The 24,103-nt window shown below is 59.1% G+C and carries 24 protein-coding genes; 5 read left to right on the forward strand and 19 right to left on the reverse strand.

Annotation, left to right across the window (positions count from 1 at the left end; all coding sequences use genetic code 11):
• Window positions 1-11: 11 nt before the first annotated feature.
• The 12 genes from tolA to PSFL_RS22110 all read right to left on the reverse strand — a co-directional run bounded on the left by tolA (window position 12) and on the right by PSFL_RS22110 (window position 9,433).
• Complete coding sequence (gene tolA / locus PSFL_RS22055) at window positions 12-1,085, reverse strand: cell envelope integrity protein TolA (protein ID WP_029300302.1); 1,074 nt, start codon at window positions 1,083-1,085, stop codon at window positions 12-14.
• Window positions 1,085-1,537: a protein TolR gene (gene tolR, locus PSFL_RS22060; RefSeq protein WP_162473200.1), complete on the reverse strand. Its 453-nt coding sequence runs from the start codon at window positions 1,535-1,537 to the stop codon at window positions 1,085-1,087. The genes tolA and tolR overlap by 1 nt, the downstream gene beginning before the upstream one ends.
• A 23-nt stretch (window positions 1,538-1,560) precedes the next feature.
• Complete coding sequence (gene tolQ / locus PSFL_RS22065) at window positions 1,561-2,256, reverse strand: protein TolQ (protein WP_029300305.1); 696 nt, start codon at window positions 2,254-2,256, stop codon at window positions 1,561-1,563.
• A 1-nt stretch (window position 2,257) separates the two neighbouring features.
• Window positions 2,258-2,713 (reverse strand): tol-pal system-associated acyl-CoA thioesterase, encoded by a 456-nt coding sequence (gene ybgC / locus PSFL_RS22070; protein ID WP_057441374.1) that lies wholly within the window; start codon window positions 2,711-2,713, stop codon window positions 2,258-2,260.
• Window positions 2,714-2,851: 138 nt separating this feature from the next.
• Entirely contained in the window at window positions 2,852-3,910 is a 1,059-nt protein-coding gene (ruvB, locus tag PSFL_RS22075) for a Holliday junction branch migration DNA helicase RuvB (protein ID WP_029300308.1), read from the reverse strand.
• Window positions 3,911-4,522: a Holliday junction branch migration protein RuvA gene (ruvA, locus tag PSFL_RS22080; RefSeq protein WP_057441376.1), complete on the reverse strand. Its 612-nt coding sequence runs from the start codon at window positions 4,520-4,522 to the stop codon at window positions 3,911-3,913. It abuts the gene before it with no gap.
• Window positions 4,523-4,585: 63 nt separating this feature from the next.
• Complete coding sequence (gene ruvC / locus PSFL_RS22085; protein WP_024077147.1) at window positions 4,586-5,110, reverse strand: crossover junction endodeoxyribonuclease RuvC; 525 nt, start codon at window positions 5,108-5,110, stop codon at window positions 4,586-4,588.
• Between the two features lie 154 nt (window positions 5,111-5,264).
• Window positions 5,265-6,011: a YebC/PmpR family DNA-binding transcriptional regulator gene (locus tag PSFL_RS22090; RefSeq protein WP_038442836.1), complete on the reverse strand. Its 747-nt coding sequence runs from the start codon at window positions 6,009-6,011 to the stop codon at window positions 5,265-5,267.
• A 135-nt stretch (window positions 6,012-6,146) separates the two neighbouring features.
• Window positions 6,147-7,922, reverse strand: coding sequence for an aspartate--tRNA ligase (gene aspS, locus PSFL_RS22095; RefSeq protein WP_057960524.1), 1,776 nt, complete (start codon window positions 7,920-7,922; stop codon window positions 6,147-6,149).
• A gap of 110 nt (window positions 7,923-8,032) precedes the next feature.
• Window positions 8,033-8,254, reverse strand: coding sequence for an FmdB family zinc ribbon protein (locus PSFL_RS22100; protein WP_057441377.1), 222 nt, complete (start codon window positions 8,252-8,254; stop codon window positions 8,033-8,035).
• A 162-nt stretch (window positions 8,255-8,416) separates the two neighbouring features.
• Window positions 8,417-8,767, reverse strand: coding sequence for a ribbon-helix-helix domain-containing protein (locus PSFL_RS22105; protein WP_057441379.1), 351 nt, complete (start codon window positions 8,765-8,767; stop codon window positions 8,417-8,419).
• Window positions 8,768-8,959: 192 nt separating this feature from the next.
• Window positions 8,960-9,433 carry a Dps family protein gene (locus PSFL_RS22110; protein ID WP_029300319.1) on the reverse strand — a complete coding sequence of 158 codons (474 nt, stop codon included), beginning with the start codon at window positions 9,431-9,433 and terminating at the stop codon, window positions 8,960-8,962.
• Between the two features lie 407 nt (window positions 9,434-9,840).
• Here PSFL_RS22110 and PSFL_RS22115 point away from each other — a divergent pair, with 407 nt between their 5' ends.
• A complete protein-coding gene (locus tag PSFL_RS22115) occupies window positions 9,841-10,443 on the forward strand; it encodes a cold-shock protein (protein ID WP_057441381.1) in 603 nt (200 codons plus the stop codon).
• 82 nt (window positions 10,444-10,525) lie between these two features.
• Here PSFL_RS22115 and PSFL_RS22120 read toward each other — a convergent pair whose 3' ends face one another.
• Window positions 10,526-10,732 (reverse strand): SlyX family protein, encoded by a 207-nt coding sequence (locus tag PSFL_RS22120; RefSeq protein ID WP_057441383.1) that lies wholly within the window; start codon window positions 10,730-10,732, stop codon window positions 10,526-10,528.
• 3 nt (window positions 10,733-10,735) lie between these two features.
• A complete protein-coding gene (locus tag PSFL_RS22125; RefSeq protein ID WP_057441386.1) occupies window positions 10,736-11,161 on the reverse strand; it encodes an HIT domain-containing protein in 426 nt (141 codons plus the stop codon).
• A 716-nt stretch (window positions 11,162-11,877) separates the two neighbouring features.
• Here PSFL_RS22125 and PSFL_RS22130 point away from each other — a divergent pair.
• Window positions 11,878-13,173, forward strand: coding sequence for an OprD family porin (locus PSFL_RS22130; protein WP_397470484.1), 1,296 nt, complete (start codon window positions 11,878-11,880; stop codon window positions 13,171-13,173).
• Window positions 13,174-13,348: 175 nt separating this feature from the next.
• Here the strand turns inward: PSFL_RS22130 and PSFL_RS22135 are convergent, their stop codons facing one another.
• A complete protein-coding gene (locus PSFL_RS22135) occupies window positions 13,349-14,191 on the reverse strand; it encodes a mechanosensitive ion channel family protein (RefSeq protein WP_115128830.1) in 843 nt (280 codons plus the stop codon).
• Between the two features lie 127 nt (window positions 14,192-14,318).
• Window positions 14,319-14,804: a YajQ family cyclic di-GMP-binding protein gene (locus PSFL_RS22140; protein ID WP_057440144.1), complete on the reverse strand. Its 486-nt coding sequence runs from the start codon at window positions 14,802-14,804 to the stop codon at window positions 14,319-14,321.
• A 137-nt stretch (window positions 14,805-14,941) separates the two neighbouring features.
• Here PSFL_RS22140 and PSFL_RS22145 point away from each other — a divergent pair, with 137 nt between their 5' ends.
• The 3 genes from PSFL_RS22145 to PSFL_RS22155 are packed head-to-tail and all read left to right on the forward strand — an operon-like array spanning window position 14,942 to window position 18,523.
• Complete coding sequence (locus PSFL_RS22145; protein WP_057440143.1) at window positions 14,942-15,859, forward strand: putative 2-dehydropantoate 2-reductase; 918 nt, start codon at window positions 14,942-14,944, stop codon at window positions 15,857-15,859.
• 46 nt (window positions 15,860-15,905) lie between these two features.
• Window positions 15,906-17,942 carry an ATP-binding protein gene (locus tag PSFL_RS22150; protein ID WP_397470485.1) on the forward strand — a complete coding sequence of 679 codons (2,037 nt, stop codon included), beginning with the start codon at window positions 15,906-15,908 and terminating at the stop codon, window positions 17,940-17,942.
• 2 nt (window positions 17,943-17,944) lie between these two features.
• Window positions 17,945-18,523 carry a cob(I)yrinic acid a,c-diamide adenosyltransferase gene (locus PSFL_RS22155; protein WP_115128832.1) on the forward strand — a complete coding sequence of 193 codons (579 nt, stop codon included), beginning with the start codon at window positions 17,945-17,947 and terminating at the stop codon, window positions 18,521-18,523.
• Between the two features lie 489 nt (window positions 18,524-19,012).
• On the opposite strand, the gene PSFL_RS22160 is transcribed toward PSFL_RS22155, so the two are convergent.
• The 3 genes from PSFL_RS22160 to secA all read right to left on the reverse strand — a co-directional run bounded on the left by PSFL_RS22160 (window position 19,013) and on the right by secA (window position 24,085).
• Window positions 19,013-19,957 (reverse strand): Nudix family hydrolase, encoded by a 945-nt coding sequence (locus tag PSFL_RS22160; RefSeq protein WP_120734018.1) that lies wholly within the window; start codon window positions 19,955-19,957, stop codon window positions 19,013-19,015.
• Between the two features lie 58 nt (window positions 19,958-20,015).
• Window positions 20,016-21,233 carry a bifunctional glutamate N-acetyltransferase/amino-acid acetyltransferase ArgJ gene (argJ, locus tag PSFL_RS22165; protein WP_057440140.1) on the reverse strand — a complete coding sequence of 406 codons (1,218 nt, stop codon included), beginning with the start codon at window positions 21,231-21,233 and terminating at the stop codon, window positions 20,016-20,018.
• 116 nt (window positions 21,234-21,349) lie between these two features.
• Window positions 21,350-24,085: a preprotein translocase subunit SecA gene (gene secA, locus PSFL_RS22170; protein ID WP_115128834.1), complete on the reverse strand. Its 2,736-nt coding sequence runs from the start codon at window positions 24,083-24,085 to the stop codon at window positions 21,350-21,352.
• Window positions 24,086-24,103 lie beyond the last annotated feature (18 nt).

Genomic DNA, 24,103 nt, shown 5'->3' on the forward strand with positions numbered 1-24,103 from the left:
AAGAAGGTTTCTCACAAGGCTAGATCCTCAGGTGTGAATGTCATCTTGAATGAACGATAGGGAGCGAAGTCGCTTGGTTTCATTCCCTGCATCTCGGTCAGCCGGCCAATATTCTTGACCGCTGCAACCGCCGAACTGTCGAACGAACCATCGCCACTGGACTTGGCCACGCTGACCGAAGTCACCGTACCATCCGGCAACATGCCGATCTGCAGCACGACTGTCATGCCTTTGCGTGCCGAAGGTGGACGTGTCCAGCCCTCCGCTGCGCGCGCGCGAATCAGATCGTCGAAACTGCCCGCGACTTCATCACCACGTTCATCGGCCAAGGCTTGCTGACGTTGCGGCGTGTCGGAAAGCAAATCTGCCAGGGCCTGGGCCTTTTTATCTTCGGCGGATTTGCGCGCTGCTTCCTGGGCCTTTTTCTTGGAGGCGTCGGCGGCAGCTTTCTTCTTCGCGTCGTCGGCGATTTTCTTCTTCGCCTCGTCTGCTTCAGCTTTTTTCTTGGCGTCTTCGGCGGCTTTCTTCTTCGCGTCTTCGACTATCTTCTTCTTGGCTTCTTCAGCGGCCTTTTTCTTGGCCTCTTCTTCAGCCGCTTTCTTGGCTTCTTCTTCAGATTTCTTCTTGGCTATATCAGCCAATTGTTTCTCTTCGGCTTTTTTAGCTTCGGCAGCTTTCTCGGCTTTCTTGGCTTCATCAGCCTTTTTCGCCTCGTCGGCCTTCTTCGCTTCGTCAGCCTTTTTCGATTCCTCGGCCTTTTGAGCCGCCTCGTCTTTCTTTTGTTCCGCAGCAGCCTTCACCGCTTCCTGCTCGACCTTCTTCTGTTCCATCTGTTCGACTTCAGTCTGGCGCGCAGCCGACTTCTGGGCCTCACCCGCAATCTTCTGATTGGTCTGGGTGGTGGCCTGACTTTTCGATTTCAGCTGATACAGGGTCGCCTGCACGATCGGCTTGGCTGGCGGCAGCTCCGGGGTCATGGCAAAGCTGACAAACAGCATGCCAAACACCAGAACGTGCAGGGCTATTGCCCAGACGCTAGGCCAGAAGAAGCTTTCCGAGGCGGACGGCTCTCGCTGTTGCTGCATCAGGGCGCCTCGGTAATCAAGCCAACATTACCGACCCCGGCTTTCTGCAGCCCGCCCATGGCGCCCATGACGGAGCCATAGTCGACCGACTTGTCACCGCGGATGAACACCTGGGTGTGCTTGCCGCCTTCGTTGCCGGCGCGGATGATTTTGGTCACGGCGTCGGTCATTTGCGGCAAGGTCATGGCCTTGTCCTGCTGCTTCTGGGTATCGACTTCGCTGCCAAGGTTCCAGTAATAGGTCTTGTCAGCCTTGATCGAAATGGTCAGGACCTGGGTGTTGTTGTCCTGCGGCAAGGCTTCGCTGGAAACCTTGGGCAGATCAACTTTCACCCCCTGATTGAGCATCGGCGCGGTCACCATGAAGATCACCAGCAGCACCAGCATCACGTCGATGTAAGGCACTACGTTCATCTCGGCGACCGGCTTGCGCTTTTTGCGAGCTCGAGCGATTAAAGCCATTGGGAATTACCTGCTTATTCTTCGCTGGTGTGCACTTTACGGTGCAGGATCGCCTGGAATTCATCGGCGAAGGTGTAGTAACGGCCAATCAGGGTTTCGCTGGTGGCGGCGAAACGGTTGTAGGCGATTACTGCGGGGATTGCAGCGAACAGGCCGATGGCTGTGGCGATCAGCGCTTCGGCGATACCCGGGGCCACGGTGGCCAGGGTCGCTTGCTGGGCCGTTGCCAGGCCACGGAAGGAGTTCATGATGCCCCATACGGTACCGAACAGGCCGATATACGGGCTGACCGAACCGACGGTGGCCAGAAATGGCAGGCTCTGCTCGAGTTTTTCTTCCTCACGGGAGATCGCTACGCGCATCGCACGGGCCACGCCTTCCATGACGGCTTCCGGGTCAACGCCGGACTGCTGGCGCAGGCGGGAGAATTCCTTGAAGCCGGCGCGGAAGATCTGCTCGACGCCCGAATCCGGGTCCGGGTTGCTGCCCGCCTGGCGATACAGCTTGGACAGGTCGATACCCGACCAGAAGCGCTCTTCGAAGCTCTCCAGGGCACGTCGACCGGCACGCAGCAGGTTGCTGCGCTGAAAAATCATGACCCATGAGGTAACCGATGCGGCTACCAGGGTCAGCATGACCAGTTGAACCACGACACTGGCATTGCTGACCAGGCTCCACATGGAGGAATGGTCGACGACGGTAGGTTCCACGCTAAATCTCCTGCTTTGATTGTTGACCCGCGCCGCTCACGTTGGCAAAGGCCGCACGTAGAGTTTCGGGAATGGCCCTGGGTTTCAAACTGTTGGTGCGCACACACGCCACCAGGAACTGCCCCTCACAGAGCAGCGTTGCATCCGTTGCCCGCCTGACCTGCTGTTTAAAGCGCAGGCTGACACGGTTCAATTCGATTACTTCCGCGCTGACCAGCAATTCATCGTCCAGTCGCGCCGGCGCGTAGTAACGGGCCTCGCTGGAATGCACGACAAATAACAGGTCCTCCCCTGCCAGCTGGGATTGGGCAAAGCCCAGCTCCCGTAGCCGCTCGGTTCGAGCCCGCTCCATGAACTTTAGATAATTGACGTAATACACGATGCCGCCCGCATCGGTGTCCTCGTAATAAACGCGACAGCGATGTGCGAACGACTGATCCCCGTTTTGCGCGCGCATACTCTAGTGCTTACTCCTCAGGTTGCCAATCCGGCCAGGCAACTGTTTTTCATTCTCTGCAGCATTTCTAACGAAAGAATGACGACGCCAGCCACTAGGACAGCACAAACGTCGAATAAATCGACCCGCCATACCTTTTTAATCGTCCACTGCATCGAGGAATTCGTCTACCACAGGCATCTCCCCCAATCGTGACGGAATGTTTAACCCAAAGTGCAAATACGCATGGCGCGTGACCACCCGGCCCCTCGGCGTGCGCATGATGTAACCCTGTTGAATCAGGTACGGCTCCAGCACATCCTCAATGGTATGGCGCTCCTCACTGATCGCCGCCGCCAGGCTGTCCACGCCCACTGGCCCGCCATCGAACTTCTCGATCATGGTCAACAGCAGGCGCCGGTCCTGGTGGTCAAAGCCATGTTCATCGACATCCAGCAGGTTCAGCGCCAGGTCGGCCACGGCCTTGGTGATATGCCCCTTGGCCCGCACTTCGGCAAAATCGCGCACCCGCCGCAGTAAGCGGTTGGCGATCCGCGGCGTGCCACGCGCCCGACGGGCAATCTCGAAGGCACCCTCAGGGTCCAGCGGCAAGCCGAGAATCCCTGCCGACCGACTGACAATCGTCGCCAGATCGGCAGTGCTATAAAACTCTAGACGTTGAACAATGCCGAAACGGTCTCGCAACGGATTGGTCAGCATGCCGGCACGGGTGGTGGCGCCGACCAGAGTGAAGGGCGGCAGGTCGAGCTTGATCGAGCGCGCCGCCGGCCCTTCGCCAATCATGATATCCAGCTGGAAATCTTCCATGGCCGGGTACAGCACTTCTTCGACGATGGGCGACAGCCGGTGGATTTCGTCGATGAACAGCACATCATGGGGTTCAAGGTTGGTCAGCAACGCAGCCAGGTCGCCGGGGCGCTCCAGCACCGGACCGGAGGTGCTCTTGATCGACACCCCCATTTCCTGGGCGATGATATTGGCCAGGGTGGTCTTGCCCAGCCCCGGCGGACCGAAGATCAACGTATGGTCCAGGGATTCGGCACGCCCGCGCGCCGCCTGGATGAACAGCTCCATCTGCTCACGCACAGTGGGCTGGCCGATGTAGTCGGCAAGGCTCAGGGGGCGGATGGCCCGGTCCTGGACCTCTTCACGGTCGCGAGGGCCGGTGGCCGCAATCAGACGATCAGCTTCAATCACTTAAATCATTCCCTTCAGGGCTCGGCGGATCATGTCTTCAGCGCTCAGGTTCTTGTCCTTGATGGCCGACACTGCCTTGCTGGCTTCCTGCGGCTTGTAGCCCAGGGAGATCAGCGCATTGACGGCATCGCTTTCGGCACTGGCGACCTGGGCCGCCGGCATATCCGGCTGGTTCGGCACCAGAGCAAACATGCTGGGCGCCACTTCCCAGGCTTTGAAGCGGTCCTTGAGCTCCACCAACAGGCGCTCAGCGGTTTTCTTACCGACCCCTGGCACCTTGGTCAGCGCCGAGGTGTCCTGGGCCGAAACCGCACGTACCAGTTCGTCCACTTCCAGGCTCGACATCAAGGCCAGGGCCAGTTTCGGGCCCACACCATTGAGGCGGATCAGCTCACGGAAGAAGTCACGGTCGCGCTTGCCGATGAAACCATAGAGTAGTTGCGCGTCTTCGCGCACCACCAGATGGGTGTGCAAGGTTATCGGCTCACCGACCGACGGTAGGCGGTACAGGGTGGTCATGGGCACTTCCAGCTCATACCCCAGCCCGTTTACATCCAGAATCAGGTGCGGCGGCTGTTTCTCAGCCAGGGTGCCGCGCAAGCGTCCAATCACGGTTCAGATCCTTAAAGCTTGAGGTCAGATCGAGGCCCGACCATAACGATTGCGCTGATGCTATCAGAGACGCAGGCGCCCGCCACGACTGCGTGCCGTGCCAAGGCCATGGGGCAGCAGGCTGGAACGGGTATGGGCATGGCAAATGGCAATGGCCAGGGCGTCAGAGGCGTCGATCTGTGGCTTGGAGGTGAGTTTGAGCATATGCATGACCATCATCTGCACCTGCTCTTTATTCGCCGCGCCGGTACCGACCACCGCCTGCTTGACCTGGGTCGCAGTGTATTCGGCGATTTCCATGCCCTCCTCCGCCCCGGCAACAATGGCTGCGCCCCGCGCCTGGCCCAGCTTCAAGGCCGAGTCGGCATTTTTGGCCATGAACACCTTTTCAATGCCCATGGTCACCGGCCCGTAGGTCTGGATCACTTCACGCACGCCGCGATAGACGATCTGCAAACGCTCGGCCAACTCGCCGGCGCCGGTGCGGATACAACCCGACGCCACGTAGACGCAGCCACGCGGGGTGTGCTGCACCACGCCAAAGCCGGTGATGCGTGAACCGGGGTCGATACCTAGGATTAAAGTCATAACGCCTGCAGGTTGGGTAAACACATTTTTTGATACAGCGAAGATCCAATGTGGGAACGGGCTTGCTCGCGAAAGCGGTGTTTCAGTCAACGCATGTACTGACTGACCGCTTTCGCGAGCAAGCCCGCTCCCACATTTTGGTCTACACCAGCCTTCAGACTAGCTGTGCGGCCACGTCTTCTGGAATGTCGGCGTTGGAGTAGACGTTCTGCACATCATCCAGGTCTTCAAGCATATCCAGCATCTTGAGCACCTTCTGCGCGCCGTCCAGGTCCAGTTCGGCACTGGTGGTCGGCAGCATGACGATTTCCGCGTCGGTGCCCTTGAAACCAGCGGCTTCCAGGGCGTTACGCACCGCGTAGAAGCCGGCAAACGAGGTAAACACGTCGATGGAGCCGTCTTCGTTGGTCACCACGTCGTCGGCATCTGCCTCCATCGCGGCTTCCATCAGCGCATCTTCATCCGTACCCGGCGCAAAGGTAATCTGCCCCTTGCGCTCGAACAGATAGGCCACCGAGCCATCCGTGCCGAGGTTACCGCCACACTTGCTGAACGCATGGCGCACGGCCGCCGCAGTACGGTTGCGGTTGTCAGTCATGCACTCGACCATCACCGCGACGCCGCCCGGGCCGTAGCCTTCGTAGGTCAGCTCGACCATGTCGTCGGTATCCGCCGCACCGGCGCCACGGGCCACGGCGCGGTCGATGATGTCGCGACTCATGTTGGCGCCCAGGGCCTTGTCCAGCGCCAGGCGCAGGCGCGGGTTGGAGCCTGGATCACCGCCACCTTGGCGGGCAGCAACCGTCAGTTCACGAATCCACTTGGTGAAGATCTTGCCTTTTTTGGCATCCTGACGCTCTTTGCGGTGCTTGATGTTCGCCCACTTGGAATGGCCAGCCATAACACAACTCCGAAATTCTCTAGAAACCTTTCAATCCCGCCCCAGGCGAGATTTCCCTCTTTTAAACGCAAAGGCGCATCCGAAGATGCGCCTTTTTGACTGCGTACAACCTTATCGCGCTTTCACGCCGCAGCCTTACTCAGCCTTCGGCGCCTCGCGCAGACGGATGTGCAGCTCGCGCAGTGCCTTGGCATCCACCACACCTGGAGCCTGGGTCATGACGTCCGCAGCACTCTGGGTTTTCGGGAAGGCAATCACTTCACGGATCGACTGGGCACCGGTCATCAGCATCACCAGGCGGTCAAGACCGAAGGCCAGGCCACCGTGGGGTGGAGCACCGTATTTCAGGGCATCGAGCAGGAAGCCGAACTTCTCTTCCTGTTCCGCTTCGTTGATGCCCAGCAGGCGGAACACCGACTGTTGCATCTCCTTACGGTGGATACGGATCGAACCGCCGCCCAACTCAGTACCGTTGAGCACCATGTCGTAGGCACGGGACAGCGCGCCGGCCGGGTTGGCTTCCAGCTCCTGTGGCGTGCACTTGGGTGCGGTGAACGGGTGGTGCAGGGCGCTGAAGCTGCCGTCGTCGTTTTCTTCGAACATCGGGAAGTCGACAACCCACATCGGGGCCCACTTGCAGGTCAGCAGGTCGAGGTCGTGACCCAGCTTGATCCGCAGCGCGCCCAGGGCTTCGCTGACGATCTTGGCCTTGTCGGCACCGAAGAACACGATATCGCCATCGACTGCGCCAACGCGATCGAGGATCACATTGAGCTTGTCTTCCGGGATGTTCTTGACGATTGGCGACTGCAGGCCTTCAACACCCTTGGCGCGCTCGTTGACCTTGATGTACGCCAGGCCCTTGGCACCGTAGATACCCACAAACTTGGTGTAGTCGTCGATCTGCTTGCGCGGCATGCTCGCGCCGCCTGGCACGCGCAGTGCGGCGATGCGGCATTTCGGGTCGTTGGCCGGGCCGCTGAACACCTTGAAGTCGACTTCCTTGAGCTGATCGGCAACGTCAACCAGTTCCAGCGGGTTACGCAGGTCTGGCTTGTCGGAACCGTAGCGGCGCATGGCCTCTTCGAAGGTCATGTGCGGGAACTCGCCGAATTCCAGACCCAGCACTTCCTTGAACAGGTTGCGGATCATTTCTTCGGTCAGGCCCATGATCTCTTTTTCATCGAGGAAACTGGTCTCGATGTCGATCTGGGTGAATTCCGGTTGGCGGTCGGCGCGCAGGTCTTCGTCGCGGAAGCACTTGGCGATCTGGTAGTAACGGTCGAAGCCGGCGACCATCAGCAGTTGCTTGAACAACTGTGGCGATTGCGGCAAGGCGAAGAAGCTACCGGCGTGGGTACGGCTTGGCACCAGGTAGTCACGTGCGCCTTCTGGCGTAGCGCGGGTCAGGATCGGCGTCTCGACGTCGAGGAAGCCGTTCTCGTCGAGGAAGCGACGGATGCTGGTGGTCATGCGCGAACGCAGGCGCAGCTTCTCGGCCATTTCCGGGCGACGCAGGTCGAGGAAGCGATAACGCAGGCGGGTTTCTTCGCCAACGTCAGAGAACTCGTTGAGTGGGAACGGCGGGGTTTCCGACTCGTTCAGCACTTCGAGCTCGTAGCCCAGGACTTCGATCATGCCCGACGCCATGTTGGCGTTGGTGGCACCGGCCGGACGCAGGCGGACCTTACCGGTGATTTTCACGACGTACTCGCTGCGCACGCGGTCGGCGGCGGCGAAGCTCTCGGCGCGATCCGGGTCGAATACCACCTGGGCCAGACCATCACGATCACGGATATCGAGGAAAATCACCCCGCCATGGTCGCGGCGACGGTGAACCCATCCGCAAAGGGTGATTTCCTGACCTTCCAGGGTCTCGTTCAGTTGGCCGCAATAGTGGCTGCGCATCATGGTAGTGGTTTCACTTCTCGTAATTCGAAATTCGGTGGAGTTCCTGCTCGGACACCGCACCTTTTAAGTCAGGCCACGGATAATGCAGGAGCTCGCGCGTAGAGTTCAACTCAGTCTGCTTTGTCGCCGCCCGCCAGATTCTTCTTGGCGCCGGTCTTGAAGTCGGTCTCGTACCAGCCGCTACCGCTCAGGCGAAAACCCGGCATGGACAGCATCTTTTTCAGCTCGGGCGCCTGGCAAGCAGGGCAATCGACCAACGGCGCGTCGCTGATCTTCTGAATGGCTTCCAACTGGTGACCACAGGAAGCGCATTGGTAATCGTACATGGGCATGGGATGTCTCGGCGATCACGTCATTGCTGCGCTGCGCCCGGGTAGAGCCGGTTGCGCAGCAAAGGGCGAGATTATATCCGTTAAATCGAGGCTGTGCAGCCGTGGCAACGTGCAACGCACTATATAGAAACACCCCTGCGGCTCCGGTCTCGGCTAACCCGGCTATATAAGGCCCGCCTGATTGACGGCTGAAGCCTGCCCTTTCAACGCATGAACCACACACACGACCCGGACCAGACCGCTGAAATTCTTCACCCCGCCATAACGCAAGTGCACCTCGCGATCCACGTAGGACAGCAACGCACTGACCGAACAGGTATTGATCCTGGCGATTTCGCCAAGAATATTCCAATACACTTCTTCAAGCCGCAGGCATGTTGAAAAACCATTCAACCGGACAGAGCGCGACAGTGGCCGTGCCAATGCCATATCGAACCCTTTGACGAAAGGGTCGATCTTTATCTTGTAGACGCCGGAAGTTTCCAGCACACCTTTACCCGTACTACGCGACATACACCTGACACTCCCTTGCCAAACGGCTCTTGAACAAACGGCTGTTATTGGCCGTTGAGCCTATAAAACATCAAGCAGGCAAGTGCAGCCAGAAGACGGAGAGTTGTTGTGCGTAGGACAAGCCAACGCAGGTATCAGGAAGCAATCAGCTGAAGCCAGTGGCGCCTGCCAGGCACCACTGGCCTGCGGTGCTTACTTGCCTTCGAGCAGCGAGCGCAGCATCCAGGCGGTCTTTTCGTGGATCTGCATACGCTGGGTCAGCAAGTCCGCAGTCGGCTCATCGCTGACTTTATCAAGTAACGGGAAGATCCCACGTGCGGTGCGGGTAACGGCTTCCTGCCCATCGACAAGTTGCTTGATCATGTTTTCAGCACTGGGCACGCCTTCTTCTTCCTTGATCGAAGACAGACGGGCATAGATAGAGTAGGCACCCGGCGCAGGAAAGCCCAGGGCACGAATACGTTCGGCAATGGAGTCAACCGCCAGCGCCAGTTCGTTATATTGCTCTTCAAACATCAAGTGCAATGTACGAAACTGTGGCCCCGTGACGTTCCAATGAAAGTTATGGGTTTTCAGATAAAGTACATAGGTATCTGAAAGCAGCCGTGAAAGTCCGTCAACAATGGATTTACGATCTTCTTCGCTGATACCGATATCGATTGCCATGTCTATTCCCTTCAATTGATGAAAATTCATTGATCAGGTGCTTACCCACTCTAGCAAGAGTCCTCGCCTTGCGCAGCCCTACCGCCGCAGGTGGCCTGCGGCAAATCGCCCCTTTGCATCGCGCTCGACCACGGGCGGCAAGGCCTGCCACGGTTAAAAACACCCGCACCTGTCTAGGACAAGGGTTTGCCGCACAAATGCGATGATCTTTGCAACGCCCTGAAACGCTTGATTTGAGAAGGCACAGGCTTTGCTGTTAAATAGGCTGCGTGTCGCCGCCGCTATTTCCTGCGGCAAGCGGCATAGGCTGAATAATCGCGCACGTGCCCAACGCCTCCCATTGTTCAGAAGCGAACCGTGCCAGTCAGCTCTTCCTTCGTGATCCGTCTTAACGTGAGTTAATCAAAATGTTGAAAATCGTCCACCTGCTAACGGGCGCTGCAGCGTTGCTGCTGTCCTTTATCCCGAGCCTGCAACCAGAAAGCCTGCCGTACCTGCAACAACACGACGCGCTGTACCTGGCTCTGTTCGGCCTTCTCAACCTGACGCTGGCGCCAGTGATTCCCTACTGGAACAAAGGCACACGCCATCAACTGCAAAACCTGGTCAGCGCCTTGCTGGTGCTGGCTGTCGTGGTACAAACCCTCACCCTCCTGGCCCCTATGCCTGAAGTCGGCGGCCATCCAGCCATCCTGCTCAGCCTGGCCATTGCGGTGGTCGCGATCGTTCTTCACCTGGCCATCAGCTTCTACCGTTCGTCTGCCCCGGCCAGCTCGCAAAACTACGACATGACCAACCGGGATACCGGGACCGTCAAGTGGTTCAACACATCCAAAGGCTTCGGCTTTATTTCCCGGGACTCGGGCGACGATATCTTCGTCCACTTCCGGGCCATCCGCGGCGAAGGCCATCGCGTCCTGGTGGAAGGCCAGCGCGTGGAGTTCTCCGTGATGAATCGCGACAAAGGCCTGCAAGCTGAAGACGTGATCGCCGCCCTGCCGCGTCGCTGACCCCAGAGCAAGCCTCAAAAAAAACCGCGATGCAGCTAACACTGCATCGCGGTTTTTTATCGCCGGGACTTTTCCCGAACCCTCAATAATGAGGCGGTGGCGCTTCTTCCTCGGAAGACTCGAACTGCCCGCCCATTTCTTCCTGACGCTTGAGCAAGGCCGTCATCTGCAATTGCAGACGCTCTACCGCCCGCTGCTGGGCGACCAGGATGTCATTCAACGTCTCGATGGTGTCGTCCTGGAAAGCCAGGCGGCTCTCAAGGTCCATCACACGATCTTGCAGGTCCATGGTTCAGTCCTGGGCAAAAATGAATTCGGGCGGCAGTAGCTCCCGCAGGCGGGTACGAATCAGCGCCACCTGATCGTCGCTATAAGGTACTGCCGGGTGCTTGCCCCAGACTGGTGCAGGCCAAGCCGCATCGTCGCGTTTGCGCACAATCACGTGCACATGTAACTGGTTGACCACGTTACCCAGCGCACCGATGTTCATTTTATCGGCGCCGAACCCGTCATTGAGCAACTGTGCCAACGTGGTGGTTTCGTGCCACAACCGGGACTGGTCGCCAGCGTCGAGCTGGAACACTTCGCTGATGCCGGCAATGCGCGGCACCAGGATAAGCCAGAGGTAGTTAGAGTCATTGGACAGCAGCAGCCGGCACAGGGGGAATTCCCCGATGGGCAAGGTGTCGTTTTGCAGACGTGGATCCAAGGCGAACACCGCAGTCACTCCGTTCGGCTAGTCAGTTTCAGGCGCCCAGCATACCTGCGAATGGCGACTGCTTCACGGGGCAATCCGCGCGACACCTGCGGCAATCGGCAGATGCACCAAAATGAGTCTTTTATGCCCTACATCGGGCAGGGCTTATCCGCCGATTACTCACTCCACAGGGTGGACCGGTAACATTTCTGACAGAAACGTATTTTTGCGCGTTCGAAATCCCGCACAACCGGCACCACGAGTTCCAAAAAAAACCACGCAAAAGCCCCGTTTTCAGGCGCTTTTCACAGATCCAACACATTTTTCACGAAAAAATGACATCCGCCCGGCAGTTTGAGCACGCTTGTTGCATTCACTCCCATATCGTCGACAACGGCACTTGCCAGGAAGGCAGTGTTTCACGATAAAAACAACAGTGAGTCAATACACCTACAGGAAGTTTTAAAACTTTGAACAGGGTACTTTGCACCCCTGTACAGGGTATTAAAGACAGTATTGAAGTTGTCAGTCTGGTGACAAACAGACTGTAGATTTGCGACATGGATCTAGCAATTTACGACAGCCTCGTAAAGAAGCTGAAAGGACAGATGTGCAAGTATCGCCAATTATTGCCAGCGTGCTATAAGTTTGCGCTGTCACAAAAAAGAAAGAGCCGCCCAGACAAAAATACAGGTGGGACGGCAGTACTCTTCCTAAAACCAAAGGAGCAAATCACGATGCGCGTGATGAAGTGGAGCATGATCGCCCTCGCTGTCTCAGCAGGCACCTCACAGTTCGCTATGGCGTCCGCCCAAGATGATGCCAAAGGTTTTGTCGAAGACAGCACCTTCAGCATCAACACCCGTGCCCTGTACTTCAGCCGGGATAACCGCAACAACAAGTCGGGTACAAGCTACACCCGGGAAAGCGGCCTGGGCTTCAACGGTTTGTACCAGTCGGGTTTCACCCAGGGCACCATCGGTGTGGGTGTTGACGTAATCGGCCTGCTGGGCGTGAAACTGGACAGCGGCAGAGGCCGGAATGGCACTGGCTTGTTCCCGGAAGGCTCGGATGGCCGCTCAGAGGATGAGTACTCCAAGGGCGGCGGCGCCATCAAGTTCCGTCTCTCCAATACCGTGCTGAAAGTCGGCGACCAGTACACCACTGCGCCGGTCTTCGCGTCCGACGACAGTCGCTTGCTGCCGGAGCTGCCGCAAGGTATCTCGATCGTCAGCAACGAGATCAAAGACCTCAAGCTTGAAGCCGGTCACTTCACTTCCAGCGTTGCCCAGGCGCAAACCTACAGGGACAGTATCCTCGATTTCCCTGAAACCTCCCGGGGTATCAAGCAAGCCAATTTCGTGGGTGGTACCTACGGTTGGACGCCTGAGTTCACCACCAGCCTCTACTACTCGAAAGTCGAAGACTACTGGCGCAAATACTACGCCAACGTCAACTGGACCCATGCTCTGAGCGATGACCAGTCGGTGGCTGTAGACTTCAACATCTACGACACCAAGAGCGACGGTGCCGGCCTGCAACGCGCCTTCAAAGACAACGAGACCAAACTCGACAACCGTGCGTTCAGCTTGCAGGGTGCCTACACCATCGGTGCACACACCTTCACCCTGGCTGCCCAGAAGGTTTCCGGTGACGGCGACTACGGCTACGGCATTGATGGTGGCGGCACAGTGTTCCTGGCCAACTCCGTCGCCCGTTCCGACTTTAACGCCGAAGGTGAAAAATCCTTCAAAGCCCGTTACGACCTCGACATGGCCACCTTCGGTGTACCTGGCTTGAGTTTCCTGGCTGCGTACGTTACCGGTAGCGGCGCCAATACCGCCCTGACCTCGAACGGCAAAGAGTGGGAACGTGACCTCGAAGCCAAATACGTGATCCAGAGCGGCCCGGCCAAAGACCTGAGCCTGCGTATTCGCCAAGCGACTTATCGTTCGTCTGATGGCGTTTACTACGGTTCTTCGTCGATCGACGAACTGCGTCTGATCGCGCAATACCCGCTGAACATCTTGTAATCGAAGATGCCCAGGGGCTTCGGCCCCTAATTAAAAAGCCGCTCACTGTTAACCAGTGAGCGGCTTTTTATTGCACTAATATTTCTACCGCTTAAATAACTAGCAAGCTAGCTATCTAGTTTGTTACCGCGATTAAACTTGACCATTCAGCCAAGTTCGATCCCTGCTCCCGTCATTACTTGGCAGGTGCTTCTTGCATCACGCGAATAACGCGCTGCGGGAATGGGATATCAATCCCTGCAGCTTTCAAGCGATCCCGCGCCAGTTCATTAAACATGAACATCACATCCCAATAATCTGCAGTCTTGGTCCATACGCGCAGGGAAACAGTGATCGAACTGTCGCCCAGGGTCGAAATCACGGCGACCGGCTCTGGGTCCGCCAGAACCCGTGGGTCCTTGGCCAGTTCCAGCAGCACTTCACGGGCCTTTTGCAGGTCGGCTTCGTAGTCGACACCTACGTCAAACACCACCTTGCGGGTCGGTTGGCGGTTGGTGTTGGTGATGATGCCGTTGGACAAGATGCCGTTAGGCACGATGACCGTCTTGTTGTCGCCGGTACGGATCACCGTGTGAAAGATCTGGATGCTATCGACGGTACCCGCCGTGCCCTGGGCTTCGATCCAGTCACCGATGCGGAACGGGCGGAACAGCAGGATCAGTACACCACCGGCAAAGTTAGCCAGGCTGCCTTGCAACGCCAGGCCAATGGCCAGGGTCGCGGCACCAATCGCGGCGACGAACGAGGTGGTTTCGACACCAATCATCGAGGCGACGCTGACAATCAGCATCACTTTGAGCACGATGTTCGCCAGGCTGGTCACAAAGCCCTGCAACGCCAGGTCAGCATTGCGCAGGGCCAGCAGGCGCCCTACCTTGTGGGTCAACTTGTTGATCAACCACCAACCAATGGCCAGGGTCAGCACCGCCAGCAATACCCGGCTGCCGTACTCCATGATCATCGGGACCCAGGCTTGGGAAGCCTTGATCAATTGATCCACTTCAGCATTCAAGTCCATCTAGATTCTCCTGTTTAGCACTGCATATAAAGGTCGCCACAGCAATTGAGCCCCGTAGGGCTCAATCGTTTCTGCAGGTTCTGGGGCGTGGGACGTCGAAATCCCTTACGGGTTCCCGAAAACCGGATCAGTCGCGGAAGTTGTTGAACTGCAGCGGCATATCAAAGGTCTTGGCGCGCAGGGCGGCAATCGCATCCTGCAAATCGTCGCGCTTCTTGCCGGTGATACGCACCTGCTCGCCCTGGATCGCGGCCTGGACCTTGAGCTTGGCGTCCTTGACGTGAGCGACGATTTTCTTCGCCAGCTCCTTGTCGATACCTTCCTTGAGCACCGCTTCCTGCTTCATCAACTTGCCCGAAGCGTAGGCATCCTTGACTTCGAGGCACTGCACATCAATCTTGCGCTTGACCAGGGCCAGCTTGAGGATCTCGATCATCGCTTCCAGCTGGAAATCGGCTTCAGCGGTCAGGTTGACCGTCAGTTCCTTTTCCTTGAACTCAAAGCTGCCTTTGCCTTTCAAGTCATAACGACGGTCCAGCTCCTTGACGGCGTTCTCGACGGCGTTGGTGACTTCGTGCTTGTCCAGTTCAGATACCACGTCGAACGACGGCATGTAGTTTCTCCAATAAAAAAGGGGCGCGGCTCAGTAAAGATGGAGCGCGCCTGGCTTGCGGGTAAAATGCCGGGGCATTATAACGACTCTTTACCCTGAGCTGCTTGGCTCACCCAGCGGCTTACGGAGCAAAATTGATGTCCACCACCTGGCATGTCCTCGGCGCAGGCAGTCTCGGCACATTATGGGCCACACGCCTGGCCCGCGCTGGCCTGCCCGTCACGCTGATCCTGCGCGATCAGGCGCGCCTGAGCCGCTATCGGGCATCTCCCGGGCTGACCCTGGTCGAGCAAGGGCATGCCCAGACTTATCCGGTGGCTGCACAAACATCCGACAGCCCCGAGCCAATTGATCGCCTGCTGGTCGCGTGTAAAGCCTACGATGCTCCTGGCGCTGTCGCACAGCTGGCACGACGCCTGACACCCAATGCCGAGGTAATCCTGCTGCAGAACGGCCTGGGCAGCCAGGATGCGGTTGCCGCCCTATTGCCCCAGGCACGCTGTATCTTCGCCTCCAGCACCGAGGGTGCGTTTCGGCAAAGTGATGGCAGCGTGGTATTCGCCGGCCACGGCTTCACCTGGCTCGGTGACGCCAGCCATCCCACGGCGCCGCTGTGGCTGGACGACCTGCACGCTGCCGGCATTCCCCACCAGTGGAGCACCGACATCCTCACGCGGCTCTGGCGAAAACTGGCACTCAACTGTGCGATCAATCCGCTGACGGTGCTCTATCAATGCCGCAATGGCGGATTGCAGGCGCATCACTGCGAGGTGGCGACCTTGTGTGCCGAGCTCGGCGAGCTGCTGACGTGCTGCGGCCAGCCCGCGGCGGCCGAGAATCTGCAGGCCGAAGTGGAGCGGGTGATCCAGGCGACAGCGGCCAACTTTTCGTCGATGTACCAGGACGTGGCCAACGGGCGGCGCACCGAGATCAGCTATCTGCTCGGCCATGCCTGCCAGGCGGCCTTGCGCCATCGTTTGAGCCTGCCGCATCTGCAACAACTGCAGGTACGCCTGGCCGGCTACCTGGACGCACACGGATTGCCCAGCGACTGAGGCACGCGCTACCCTGCCAACTGGATCCTTGCCTGCGAACCACCTGATGCCACTGCGCCAGCGTCTCGAAAACCTCCCCGTCGGGCAGAAACTGCTGGCGGCCCTGCTGGTACTGCTGACCACCGTGCTGCTGGTGGCCAACCTGACCTTTATCAGCGCCGCCTATTGGATCTCCCAGGAAAGCATGGCCCCGCAAGCCTTGCAGGCAATTGGCCGGCTGGTTTCCAACCCCGCCCTCGCCGCGCAAGCCCTGGACTCTCCCGCCAACGCCGATGCCTTGCTCAACGAGCTGACCAGCTATTCGCCACTGCGGGCGGCGGCCCTGTATGACGGCGAAGGTAGTCGCCTGGCGCAACTGCAACACGGTGATCGCCTGCAACTGCCGGCGCACTATCGCGACATCGAGGCGTGGCGGGTTACCGAGTTTCGCAGCAATCAAGTCATCACCCTGCCCCGCCCCGGCCTGCCCTCAGGGCATCTGCTGCTGGTGGCCAGCAGCGAACTGCCAGTCGCTTTCTACACCGGCACCCTGACCGCCAGCCTTGGCATCCTGATTTTCAGCATCCTGCTGTGGATGGTGATCGCCCGGCAGATCAAACGCCTGATTACCCGGCCCATCCACGAGTTGGAAGAGTTGTCGCGCCAGGTCACCCGCGAGGAGAACTACGCCCTGCGGGCCGGTCGTGGCAACCATGACGAAATCGGCAGCCTGGCCGAAGCATTCAATACCATGCTGTCGCGCATCGAAGCTCGGGAGCAGCAACTCAAGCGCGCACGGGACGACTCCCAGGCCGCCTACGACCAGGCCCGGGGTCTGGCCGAGGAAACCCGGCATACCAACCGCAAGCTGGAACTGGAAGTGCAGGTTCGCAGCAAGATCGAGAAAAAACTCACCGGCTTTCAGAACTATCTCAACAGCATCATCGACTCCATGCCCTCCGCCCTGATTGCCCTGGACGAGCAGCTCTACGTCACCCAATGGAACCAGGAAGCCAGCGCCCTGTCCGGCACGCGCCTGGATGAAGCCCTGAACCAGCCGATCTTCCTCGCCTTCGAACCGCTCAAGCCCTATCTGCCCCAGCTCAAGGCCACGGTAGAGCAGCACACGGTGGAGCGCATCGAGCGCGTTACCTGGATCAAGGACGACGAACCCAAGCACTATGCCCTGACCTTTTACCCGCTGATGGGTGGCGCCGGGCGCGGGGTGGTGATCCGTATCGACGACATCACCCAGCGCCTGTCCCTGGAAGAAATGATGGTGCAATCGGAGAAAATGCTGTCAGTCGGCGGGCTCGCCGCAGGCATGGCCCACGAAATCAACAACCCGTTGGGGGCAATCCTGCACAACGTGCAGAACATTCGGCGACGCCTGTCGGCGGACCTGCCGAAAAACCAGGAGCATGCCGAGCAGGTGGGCGTGGAACTGGAAACGGTCAACCGCTACCTGCAAAGCCGCGAAGTACCGCAGCTGCTCGACGGCATCCAGCAAGCCGGGGCCCGTGCAGCGAAAATCGTCACCCATATGCTCAGTTTCAGCCGCCGCAGCAACCGTCAGATGGCGCCTTGCGACCTGCCGGCCCTGATTGACCAGGCCGTGGAAATTGCCGGTAACGACTTCGACCTGACCATCGGCTTCGACTTCAAGGGCCAGGCGATCATCCGCCAGTTCGACCCATTGCTGGGCCCCGTGCCGGGCACCGCCAACGAATTGGAGCAGGTACTGCTCAACCTGCTGAAAAACGCCGCCCAGGCCATCCACCTGCGCGAAGACGACAGCGAGCCTGGGCGCATCATCCTGCGCACCCGGCTCAACCCACCCTGGGCCGAGATCCAGGTGGAAGACAATGGCATCGGCATGAGTGAGAACGTGCGCAAACGCACGTTCGAACCGTTCTTCACCACCAAGGAAATCGGCCAGGGCACGGGGCTGGGCCTGTCGGTCTCGTACTTCATCATCACCAACAACCACAAGGGCCAGATGGAGGTTCACTCCACCCTGGGCCAGGGCACCTGTTTCACCTTGCGCCTGCCACTGGCCGGCAGCCAGCTTGCCCCCCACGAACTGACTCAACTGGAGCACTGACCATGGGCTTTCGCCTGTCGAAAATTTACACCCGTACCGGCGACAAGGGCGAAACCGGCCTGGGTGACGGCCGCCGCGTGCCCAAGGATCACCCCCGGGTGGAGGCGATCGGTGAAGTGGACAGCCTCAACAGCCAACTGGGCCTGCTGTTGGCCGGCCTTGAGGAGCAAAGCGGCCAGCATCCCGCGCTGAACGATGTGATCGAGGTACTAACACCCTGCCAGCATCGACTGTTTGACCTGGGTGGCGAGCTGGCAATGCCGGTCTACAAGGCGCTCAATGCGGGCGAGGTGGACCGCCTGGAAGCCGCGATTGATCGCTGGAATGAAGAAGTCGGGCCTTTGGAGAACTTCATCCTGCCCGGCGGTTCGGCGCTGATTGCCCAGGCCCACGTGTGCCGCAGCCTGGCCCGTAGCGCCGAGCGGCGCTGCCAGCAACTGAATGCGCTGGAGCCGTTGGAAGGGGTGGGATTGGCGTATATCAATCGGCTATCGGATTTGCTATTTGTGGCAGCAAGGGTGATTGCCCGGAGGCAAGGGATTGCGGAGATTTTGTGGCAGGCGGCGGCTAAGCCGCACTGAGACTCTGCGGGGTTTTGTATTGTTTGGCAGGGCCTCATCGCGGGCAAGCCCGCTCCCACATTTTGATTTGTGAATACATTCAAGTGTGGGGGATTTTGTGGCAGGCGGCTAAGCCGCACTGAAATTCTGCAGGTTTTGTATTGTTTGACTGGGCCTCATCGCGGGCAAGCCCGCTCCCACATTTTGATTTGTGAATACATTCAAGTGTGGGGGATTTTGTGGCAGGCTGCTAAGCCGCACTGAAATTCTGCGGGTTTTGTATTGTTTGGCAGGGCCTCATCGCGGGCAAGCCCGCTCCCACATTTTGATTTGTGAATACATTCAAATGTGGGGATTTTGTGGCAGGCGGCTAGGCCGCACTGAGACTCTGCAGGGTTTTGTATTGTTTGGCAGGGCCTCATCGCGGGCAAGCCCGCTCCCACATTTTGATTTGTGAATACATTCAAATGTGGGAGCTGGCTTGCCTGCGATGGGGCCAGCAATGACAACTCACACCTCAGGCCAGAACGCCCGAATCCCCGCCACACCCTGCGCCCCGCTCTCCCAGGCCTTCTCCCGCTCGTCAGGCCCAACCCCGCCCAACAGAAACACCGGCTTGCTGAAGCCCTTGATCAACTGCGCCGCCTCTTCCCAACCCAGAGGCTGCGCATCAGGGTGAGTCTGGGTCGGCTGCACCGGCGACAGAGTGACAAAATCCACGTCCATCAGTTCGGCCAATGCCAGTTCCTCGGCATTGTGACAAGACGCCGCCAACCAGCGGTCCTTGGGCAACGGTCGGCCCTTGCTCGCGTATTTGCGCAGTTGCGCCGAGGTCATGTGCCAGCCAGCAGCCGGGAAATCACCGAGCCATTCAAACGGCCCCTTGAGCATCAATTGCGCCTTGCCAGCACACAGGCCTACGGCGTCCACCGCCAGGTCGCGGTATTTGGGGTCGTAGCCATTGGGCGCACGCAACTGGATCAGTTTGATACCACCGGCAACGGCTTTCTGGATACCACGCAACAGCACCGGGGTTTCCAGTTCGCCTGGGGTGATCAGGTAGTCGGCGGGCAAACGGGCAGCAGCAACGATGGGCGCATTGGCCGCGGGAAACTCGTAGTTCTGCAAGTCCCGTGGCGCCACCCATTCAAGGGGCTGCCCTTCCGCGCCGTGGGGCTCGCCGGTAAACGCCGAGACCTCCCAGACATCCAGCAACACCTGCTTGTCCGGGTAATCATGCTGTACCTGGATCAACGGCCGGGCCGTGGTGACCTGGATACCCAATTCTTCCTGCAGCTCTCGCCCCAGTGCGGTGAGCACCGACTCATCGGCCTCCACCTTGCCACCGGGAAACTCCCAGAGGCCGCCCTGGTGCTGGGTATCTGCACGACGGGCCAACAGAATCCGGCCATCGGTACCGCGAATGACTGCGGCTGCTACATGAACTCGTTTCACGGTTTTACGTCCTCTAAGCCGGCGCCTGCCGGGGCATTGCTAATGCCCCGGGCAGGTATCAAGTACGGTATTCGGCGTTGATCTTCACGTACTCGTGGGACAGGTCGGTGGTCCAGATGGTTTCGCTGCACTCACCGCGCCCCAACTCGATACGGATGGTGATTTCTTCCTGCTGCATCACCGCCGAGCCCTGGGCTTCGGTGTAGGTCTCGGCACGGGCACCACGGCTGGCGATGCACACATCGCCGAGGAACACGTCGATCTTGCTCACATCCAGGTTCGGTACGCCGGCACGGCCAACCGCCGCGAGGATCCGGCCCCAGTTCGGGTCGGACGCAAACAGCGCGGTCTTGATCAATGGCGAGTGGGCCACGGTGTAACCCACATCCAGGCACTCCTGGTGATTACCGCCGCCGTTGACTTCAACGGTAACGAACTTGGTCGCGCCTTCACCGTCACGCACGATGGCCTGGGCCACTTCCATGCACACTTCAAACACCGCCTGCTTCAACGCCGCGAACAGCGGGCCGTTGGACGAAGTAATTTCCGGCAGGTCGGCCTTGCCTGTGGCAATCAACATGCAGCAGTCGTTGGTCGAGGTATCGCCGTCGATGGTGATGCGGTTGAACGACTTGTTGGCGCCATCAAGCATCAGGTTTTGCAGCACGTCACGGGAGACTTTGGCGTCGGTGGCGATGTAGCCGAGCATGGTCGCCATGTTCGGACGGATCATGCCCGCGCCTTTGCTGATACCTGTCACGGTGACGGTCACGCCGTCATGCACAAACTGGCGGCTGGCGCCCTTGGGCAAGGTGTCAGTGGTCATGATCCCGGTGGCCGCGGCCGCCCAGTTATCCACCGACAGGTCGTCCAGCGCGGCTTGCAGGGCGTTTTCGATTTTTTCCACGGGCAATGGCTCACCGATCACCCCGGTGGAGTACGGCAGCACTTGGCTGGCGTCCACGCCGGTCAACTCCGCCAGCTTGGCGCAGGTGCGCGCGGCAGCGGCCAGGCCTGGTTCGCCGGTGCCGGCGTTGGCATTGCCGGTGTTGGTCAGCAGGTAACGTACCGGGCCTTCGACGCGTTGCTTGGCGAGAATCACCGGCGCGGCGCAAAACGCGTTCAGGGTGAAAACACCGGCGATGGTCGAGCCTTCGGCACAGCGCATCACCACCACGTCTTTGCGCCCAGGGCGTTTGATGCCGGCCGAAGCGATACCGAGTTCAAAACCGGCAACCGGGTGCAACGTGGGCAAAGGACCAAGACCAACAGCCATGAATGCGCTCCTTAACGATGTCTGCACCGTCGTCGTCGACGGTGATTAAATGGCAAAACGCCGCGACGGCTGATGCCGGTCGCGGCGCGGGGGTATTGCAGCGTCAGGCAAAAATCTTAGTTGATTTCGCCGTGGCAGTGTTTGAACTTCTTGCCCGAACCGCACCAGCACGGCTCGTTGCGACCCAGCTTCTGCTCGTTGCGCACCGGCGCCTGGGCCAGGGCCACGTCGACTTCTTCGCCCAGCACTTCAGGTGCTTCAAGACCCGGTGCTTCGTCATGCTGGAACTGCATGCGCGCGGCAAGGGCTTCGGCTTCCTGGCGCAGACGGGCTTCTTCTTCGATCGGGTCTTCGCGACGCACCTGAACGTGGGACAGCACACGAATCGAATCGCGCTTGATCGAATCCAGCAACTCGGAGAACAGCGTGAACGACTCGCGCTTGTACTCCTGCTTCGGGTTCTTCTGGGCGTAGCCGCGCAGGTGGATACCATGACGCAGGTGATCCATGGTCGACAGGTGGTCTTTCCACAGGTCGTCCAGCACGCGCAGAACGATTTGCTTCTCGAAGGTGCGCAGTGCTTCGGCACTGGCTTGCTCTTCTTTCTCGTTGTACGCGGCCAGCAGTTCGGCCATCAGTTTTTCGCGCAGGGTTTCTTCGTACAGGTGGTCGTCTTCGTCGAGCCATTGCTGGACCGGCAGATCGACACCGAAGTCGCTCTTCAACGCCGCTTCCAGGCCGGCAACATCCCACTGCTCAGGCAGGGACTGTGGCGGGATATGGGCGCTGACGGTGGCGTTGAGCACGTCCTGACGGAAGTCGGCGATGGTTTCGCCAATGTTGTCGGCGGCCAGCAACGTGTTACGCATGTGATAAATCACTTTACGCTGTTCGTTGTTGACGTCATCGAACTCCAGCAGTTGCTTACGAATGTCGAAGTTACGACCTTCGACCTTGCGCTGGGCCTTTTCGATGGCGTTGGTCACCATGCGGTGCTCGATGGCTTCGCCGGACTGCATGCCCAGGGCCTTCATGAAGTTCTTTACCCGATCCGAGGCGAAGATGCGCATCAGGCTGTCTTCCAGGGACAGGTAGAAACGGCTGGAACCGGCGTCACCCTGGCGACCGGCACGGCCACGCAGTTGGTTGTCGATACGACGCGATTCGTGACGCTCGGACGCGATCACCTGCAAACCACCGGATTCCAGCACTGCCTGGTGGCGTTTCTGCCAGTCGGCCTTGATCTGGGCGATCTGCTCAGGGGTCGGGTTGTCCAGGGACGCCACTTCCACTTCCCAGTTGCCGCCCAACAGGATGTCGGTACCACGACCGGCCATGTTGGTCGCGATGGTCAGCGCGCCTGGGCGACCGGCCTGGGCAATGATCTCGGCTTCTTTTTCGTGGAACTTGGCGTTGAGGACCTTGTGCTCGATACCTTCCTTGTTGAGCAGGTTCGACATGTGCTCGGAGGTTTCGATGGTGGCAGTACCCACCAGGACCGGACGGCCGTGGGTCATGCATTCCTTGATGTCGGCGACGATGGCCGCGTATTTCTCGTCGGCGGTCAGGAACACCAGGTCGTTGTAGTCTTTACGCGCCAGCGGCTTGTTCGGCGGGATAACCATCACCGACAGACCGTAGATCTGGTGGAATTCGAACGCTTCGGTATCCGCAGTACCGGTCATGCCGGACAGCTTGTTGTACAGGCGGAAGTAGTTCTGGAAGGTGGTCGAGGCCAGGGTCTGGCTCTCGGCCTGGATATTGAGCTCTTCCTTGGCTTCGATGGCCTGGTGCAGGCCTTCGGACAAGCGACGACCGGGCATGGTACGGCCGGTGTGTTCGTCGACCAGTACTACCTGGCCGTCCTGGACGATGTATTCGACGTTGCGATGGAACAGCTTGTGGGCGCGCAGGCCGGCATACACGTGGGTCAACAGGCCCAGGTTGTGCGCCGAGTACAGGCTTTCGCCTTCAGCCAGCAGGCCGATCTGGGTCAGCATTTCTTCGACGAACTGGTGACCGGCTTCGTTGAGTTCGACCTGACGGGTCTTCTCGTCGATGGAGTAATGACCTTCTTTGGTCACCACGCCTTCCACTTCCTCGATATGTTGCTCAAGGCGCGGGATCAGTTTGTTGATTTCGGTGTACAGGCGCGAGCTGTCTTCGGCCTGGCCGGAGATGATCAGCGGGGTACGGGCTTCGTCGATGAGGATGGAGTCGACTTCGTCGATCACGGCAAAGTTGAGTTCGCGCTGGAATTTTTCTTCCATGCTGAACGCCATGTTGTCGCGCAGGTAGTCGAAACCGAATTCGTTGTTGGTGCCGTAGGTGATGTCGGCGGCGTAGGCGGCACGCTTCTCTTCCGGCGGCTGGAACGGCGTCACGACGCCGACGGTCAGGCCGAGGAATTCATACAGCGGACGCATCCAGTTGGCGTCCCGGCGGGCCAGGTAGTCGTTCACCGTCACAACGTGCACGCCCTTGCCGGACAGTGCGTTGAGGTAAACACCCAGGGTTGCCACCAGGGTCTTGCCTTCACCGGTGCGCATTTCGGCAATCATGCCTTCATGTAGGGTCATGCCGCCGATCAACTGGACGTCGAAGTGGCGCATGCCCATCACCCGCTTACCGGCTTCGCGGGCGACCGCAAAGGCTTCAGGCAGCAGTTTGTCGAGGGTCTCACCTTTGGCTATGCGGGCCTTGAACTCTTCGGTCTTGGCGCGCAATTGCTCGTCCGACAAAGCAACCATCTGCTCTTCGAAGGCATTGACCAGCTGCACCGTCTTGAGCATGCGTTTGACTTCGCGCTCATTCTTGCTTCCAAAAAGTTTCTTTAACAAAGGCGCAAACATATCGGCAGGTTCTTCCAC

The organism is Pseudomonas sp. DD1 (assembly GCF_044510355.1).
Taxonomy (GTDB): domain Bacteria; phylum Pseudomonadota; class Gammaproteobacteria; order Pseudomonadales; family Pseudomonadaceae; genus Aquipseudomonas; species Aquipseudomonas shahriarae.

Bases quoted from the DNA above. Each gene is read 5' to 3' on its own strand.
- tolA (WP_029300302.1), bottom strand. From the start codon at position 1,085: ATGCAGCAACAGCGAGAGCCGTCCGCCTCGGAAAGCTTCTTCTGGCCT.
- ybgC (WP_057441374.1), bottom strand. From the start codon at position 2,713: ATGCGCGCGCAAAACGGGGATCAGTCGTTCGCACATCGCTGTCGCGTT.
- ruvC (WP_024077147.1), bottom strand. From the start codon at position 5,110: ATGACTTTAATCCTAGGTATCGACCCCGGTTCACGCATCACCGGCTTT.
- PSFL_RS22090 (WP_038442836.1), bottom strand. From the start codon at position 6,011: ATGGCTGGCCATTCCAAGTGGGCGAACATCAAGCACCGCAAAGAGCGT.
- aspS (WP_057960524.1), bottom strand. From the start codon at position 7,922: ATGATGCGCAGCCACTATTGCGGCCAACTGAACGAGACCCTGGAAGGT.
- PSFL_RS22100 (WP_057441377.1), bottom strand. From the start codon at position 8,254: ATGCCCATGTACGATTACCAATGCGCTTCCTGTGGTCACCAGTTGGAA.
- PSFL_RS22105 (WP_057441379.1), bottom strand. From the start codon at position 8,767: ATGTCGCGTAGTACGGGTAAAGGTGTGCTGGAAACTTCCGGCGTCTAC.
- PSFL_RS22110 (WP_029300319.1), bottom strand. From the start codon at position 9,433: ATGGCAATCGATATCGGTATCAGCGAAGAAGATCGTAAATCCATTGTT.
- PSFL_RS22115 (WP_057441381.1), top strand. From the start codon at position 9,841: ATGTTGAAAATCGTCCACCTGCTAACGGGCGCTGCAGCGTTGCTGCTG.
- PSFL_RS22120 (WP_057441383.1), bottom strand. From the start codon at position 10,732: ATGGACCTGCAAGATCGTGTGATGGACCTTGAGAGCCGCCTGGCTTTC.
- PSFL_RS22130 (WP_397470484.1), top strand. From the start codon at position 11,878: ATGCGCGTGATGAAGTGGAGCATGATCGCCCTCGCTGTCTCAGCAGGC.
- PSFL_RS22135 (WP_115128830.1), bottom strand. From the start codon at position 14,191: ATGGACTTGAATGCTGAAGTGGATCAATTGATCAAGGCTTCCCAAGCC.
- PSFL_RS22140 (WP_057440144.1), bottom strand. From the start codon at position 14,804: ATGCCGTCGTTCGACGTGGTATCTGAACTGGACAAGCACGAAGTCACC.
- PSFL_RS22145 (WP_057440143.1), top strand. From the start codon at position 14,942: ATGTCCACCACCTGGCATGTCCTCGGCGCAGGCAGTCTCGGCACATTA.
- PSFL_RS22150 (WP_397470485.1), top strand. From the start codon at position 15,906: ATGCCACTGCGCCAGCGTCTCGAAAACCTCCCCGTCGGGCAGAAACTG.
- PSFL_RS22155 (WP_115128832.1), top strand. From the start codon at position 17,945: ATGGGCTTTCGCCTGTCGAAAATTTACACCCGTACCGGCGACAAGGGC.
- argJ (WP_057440140.1), bottom strand. From the start codon at position 21,233: ATGGCTGTTGGTCTTGGTCCTTTGCCCACGTTGCACCCGGTTGCCGGT.
- secA (WP_115128834.1), bottom strand. From the start codon at position 24,085: ATGTTTGCGCCTTTGTTAAAGAAACTTTTTGGAAGCAAGAATGAGCGC.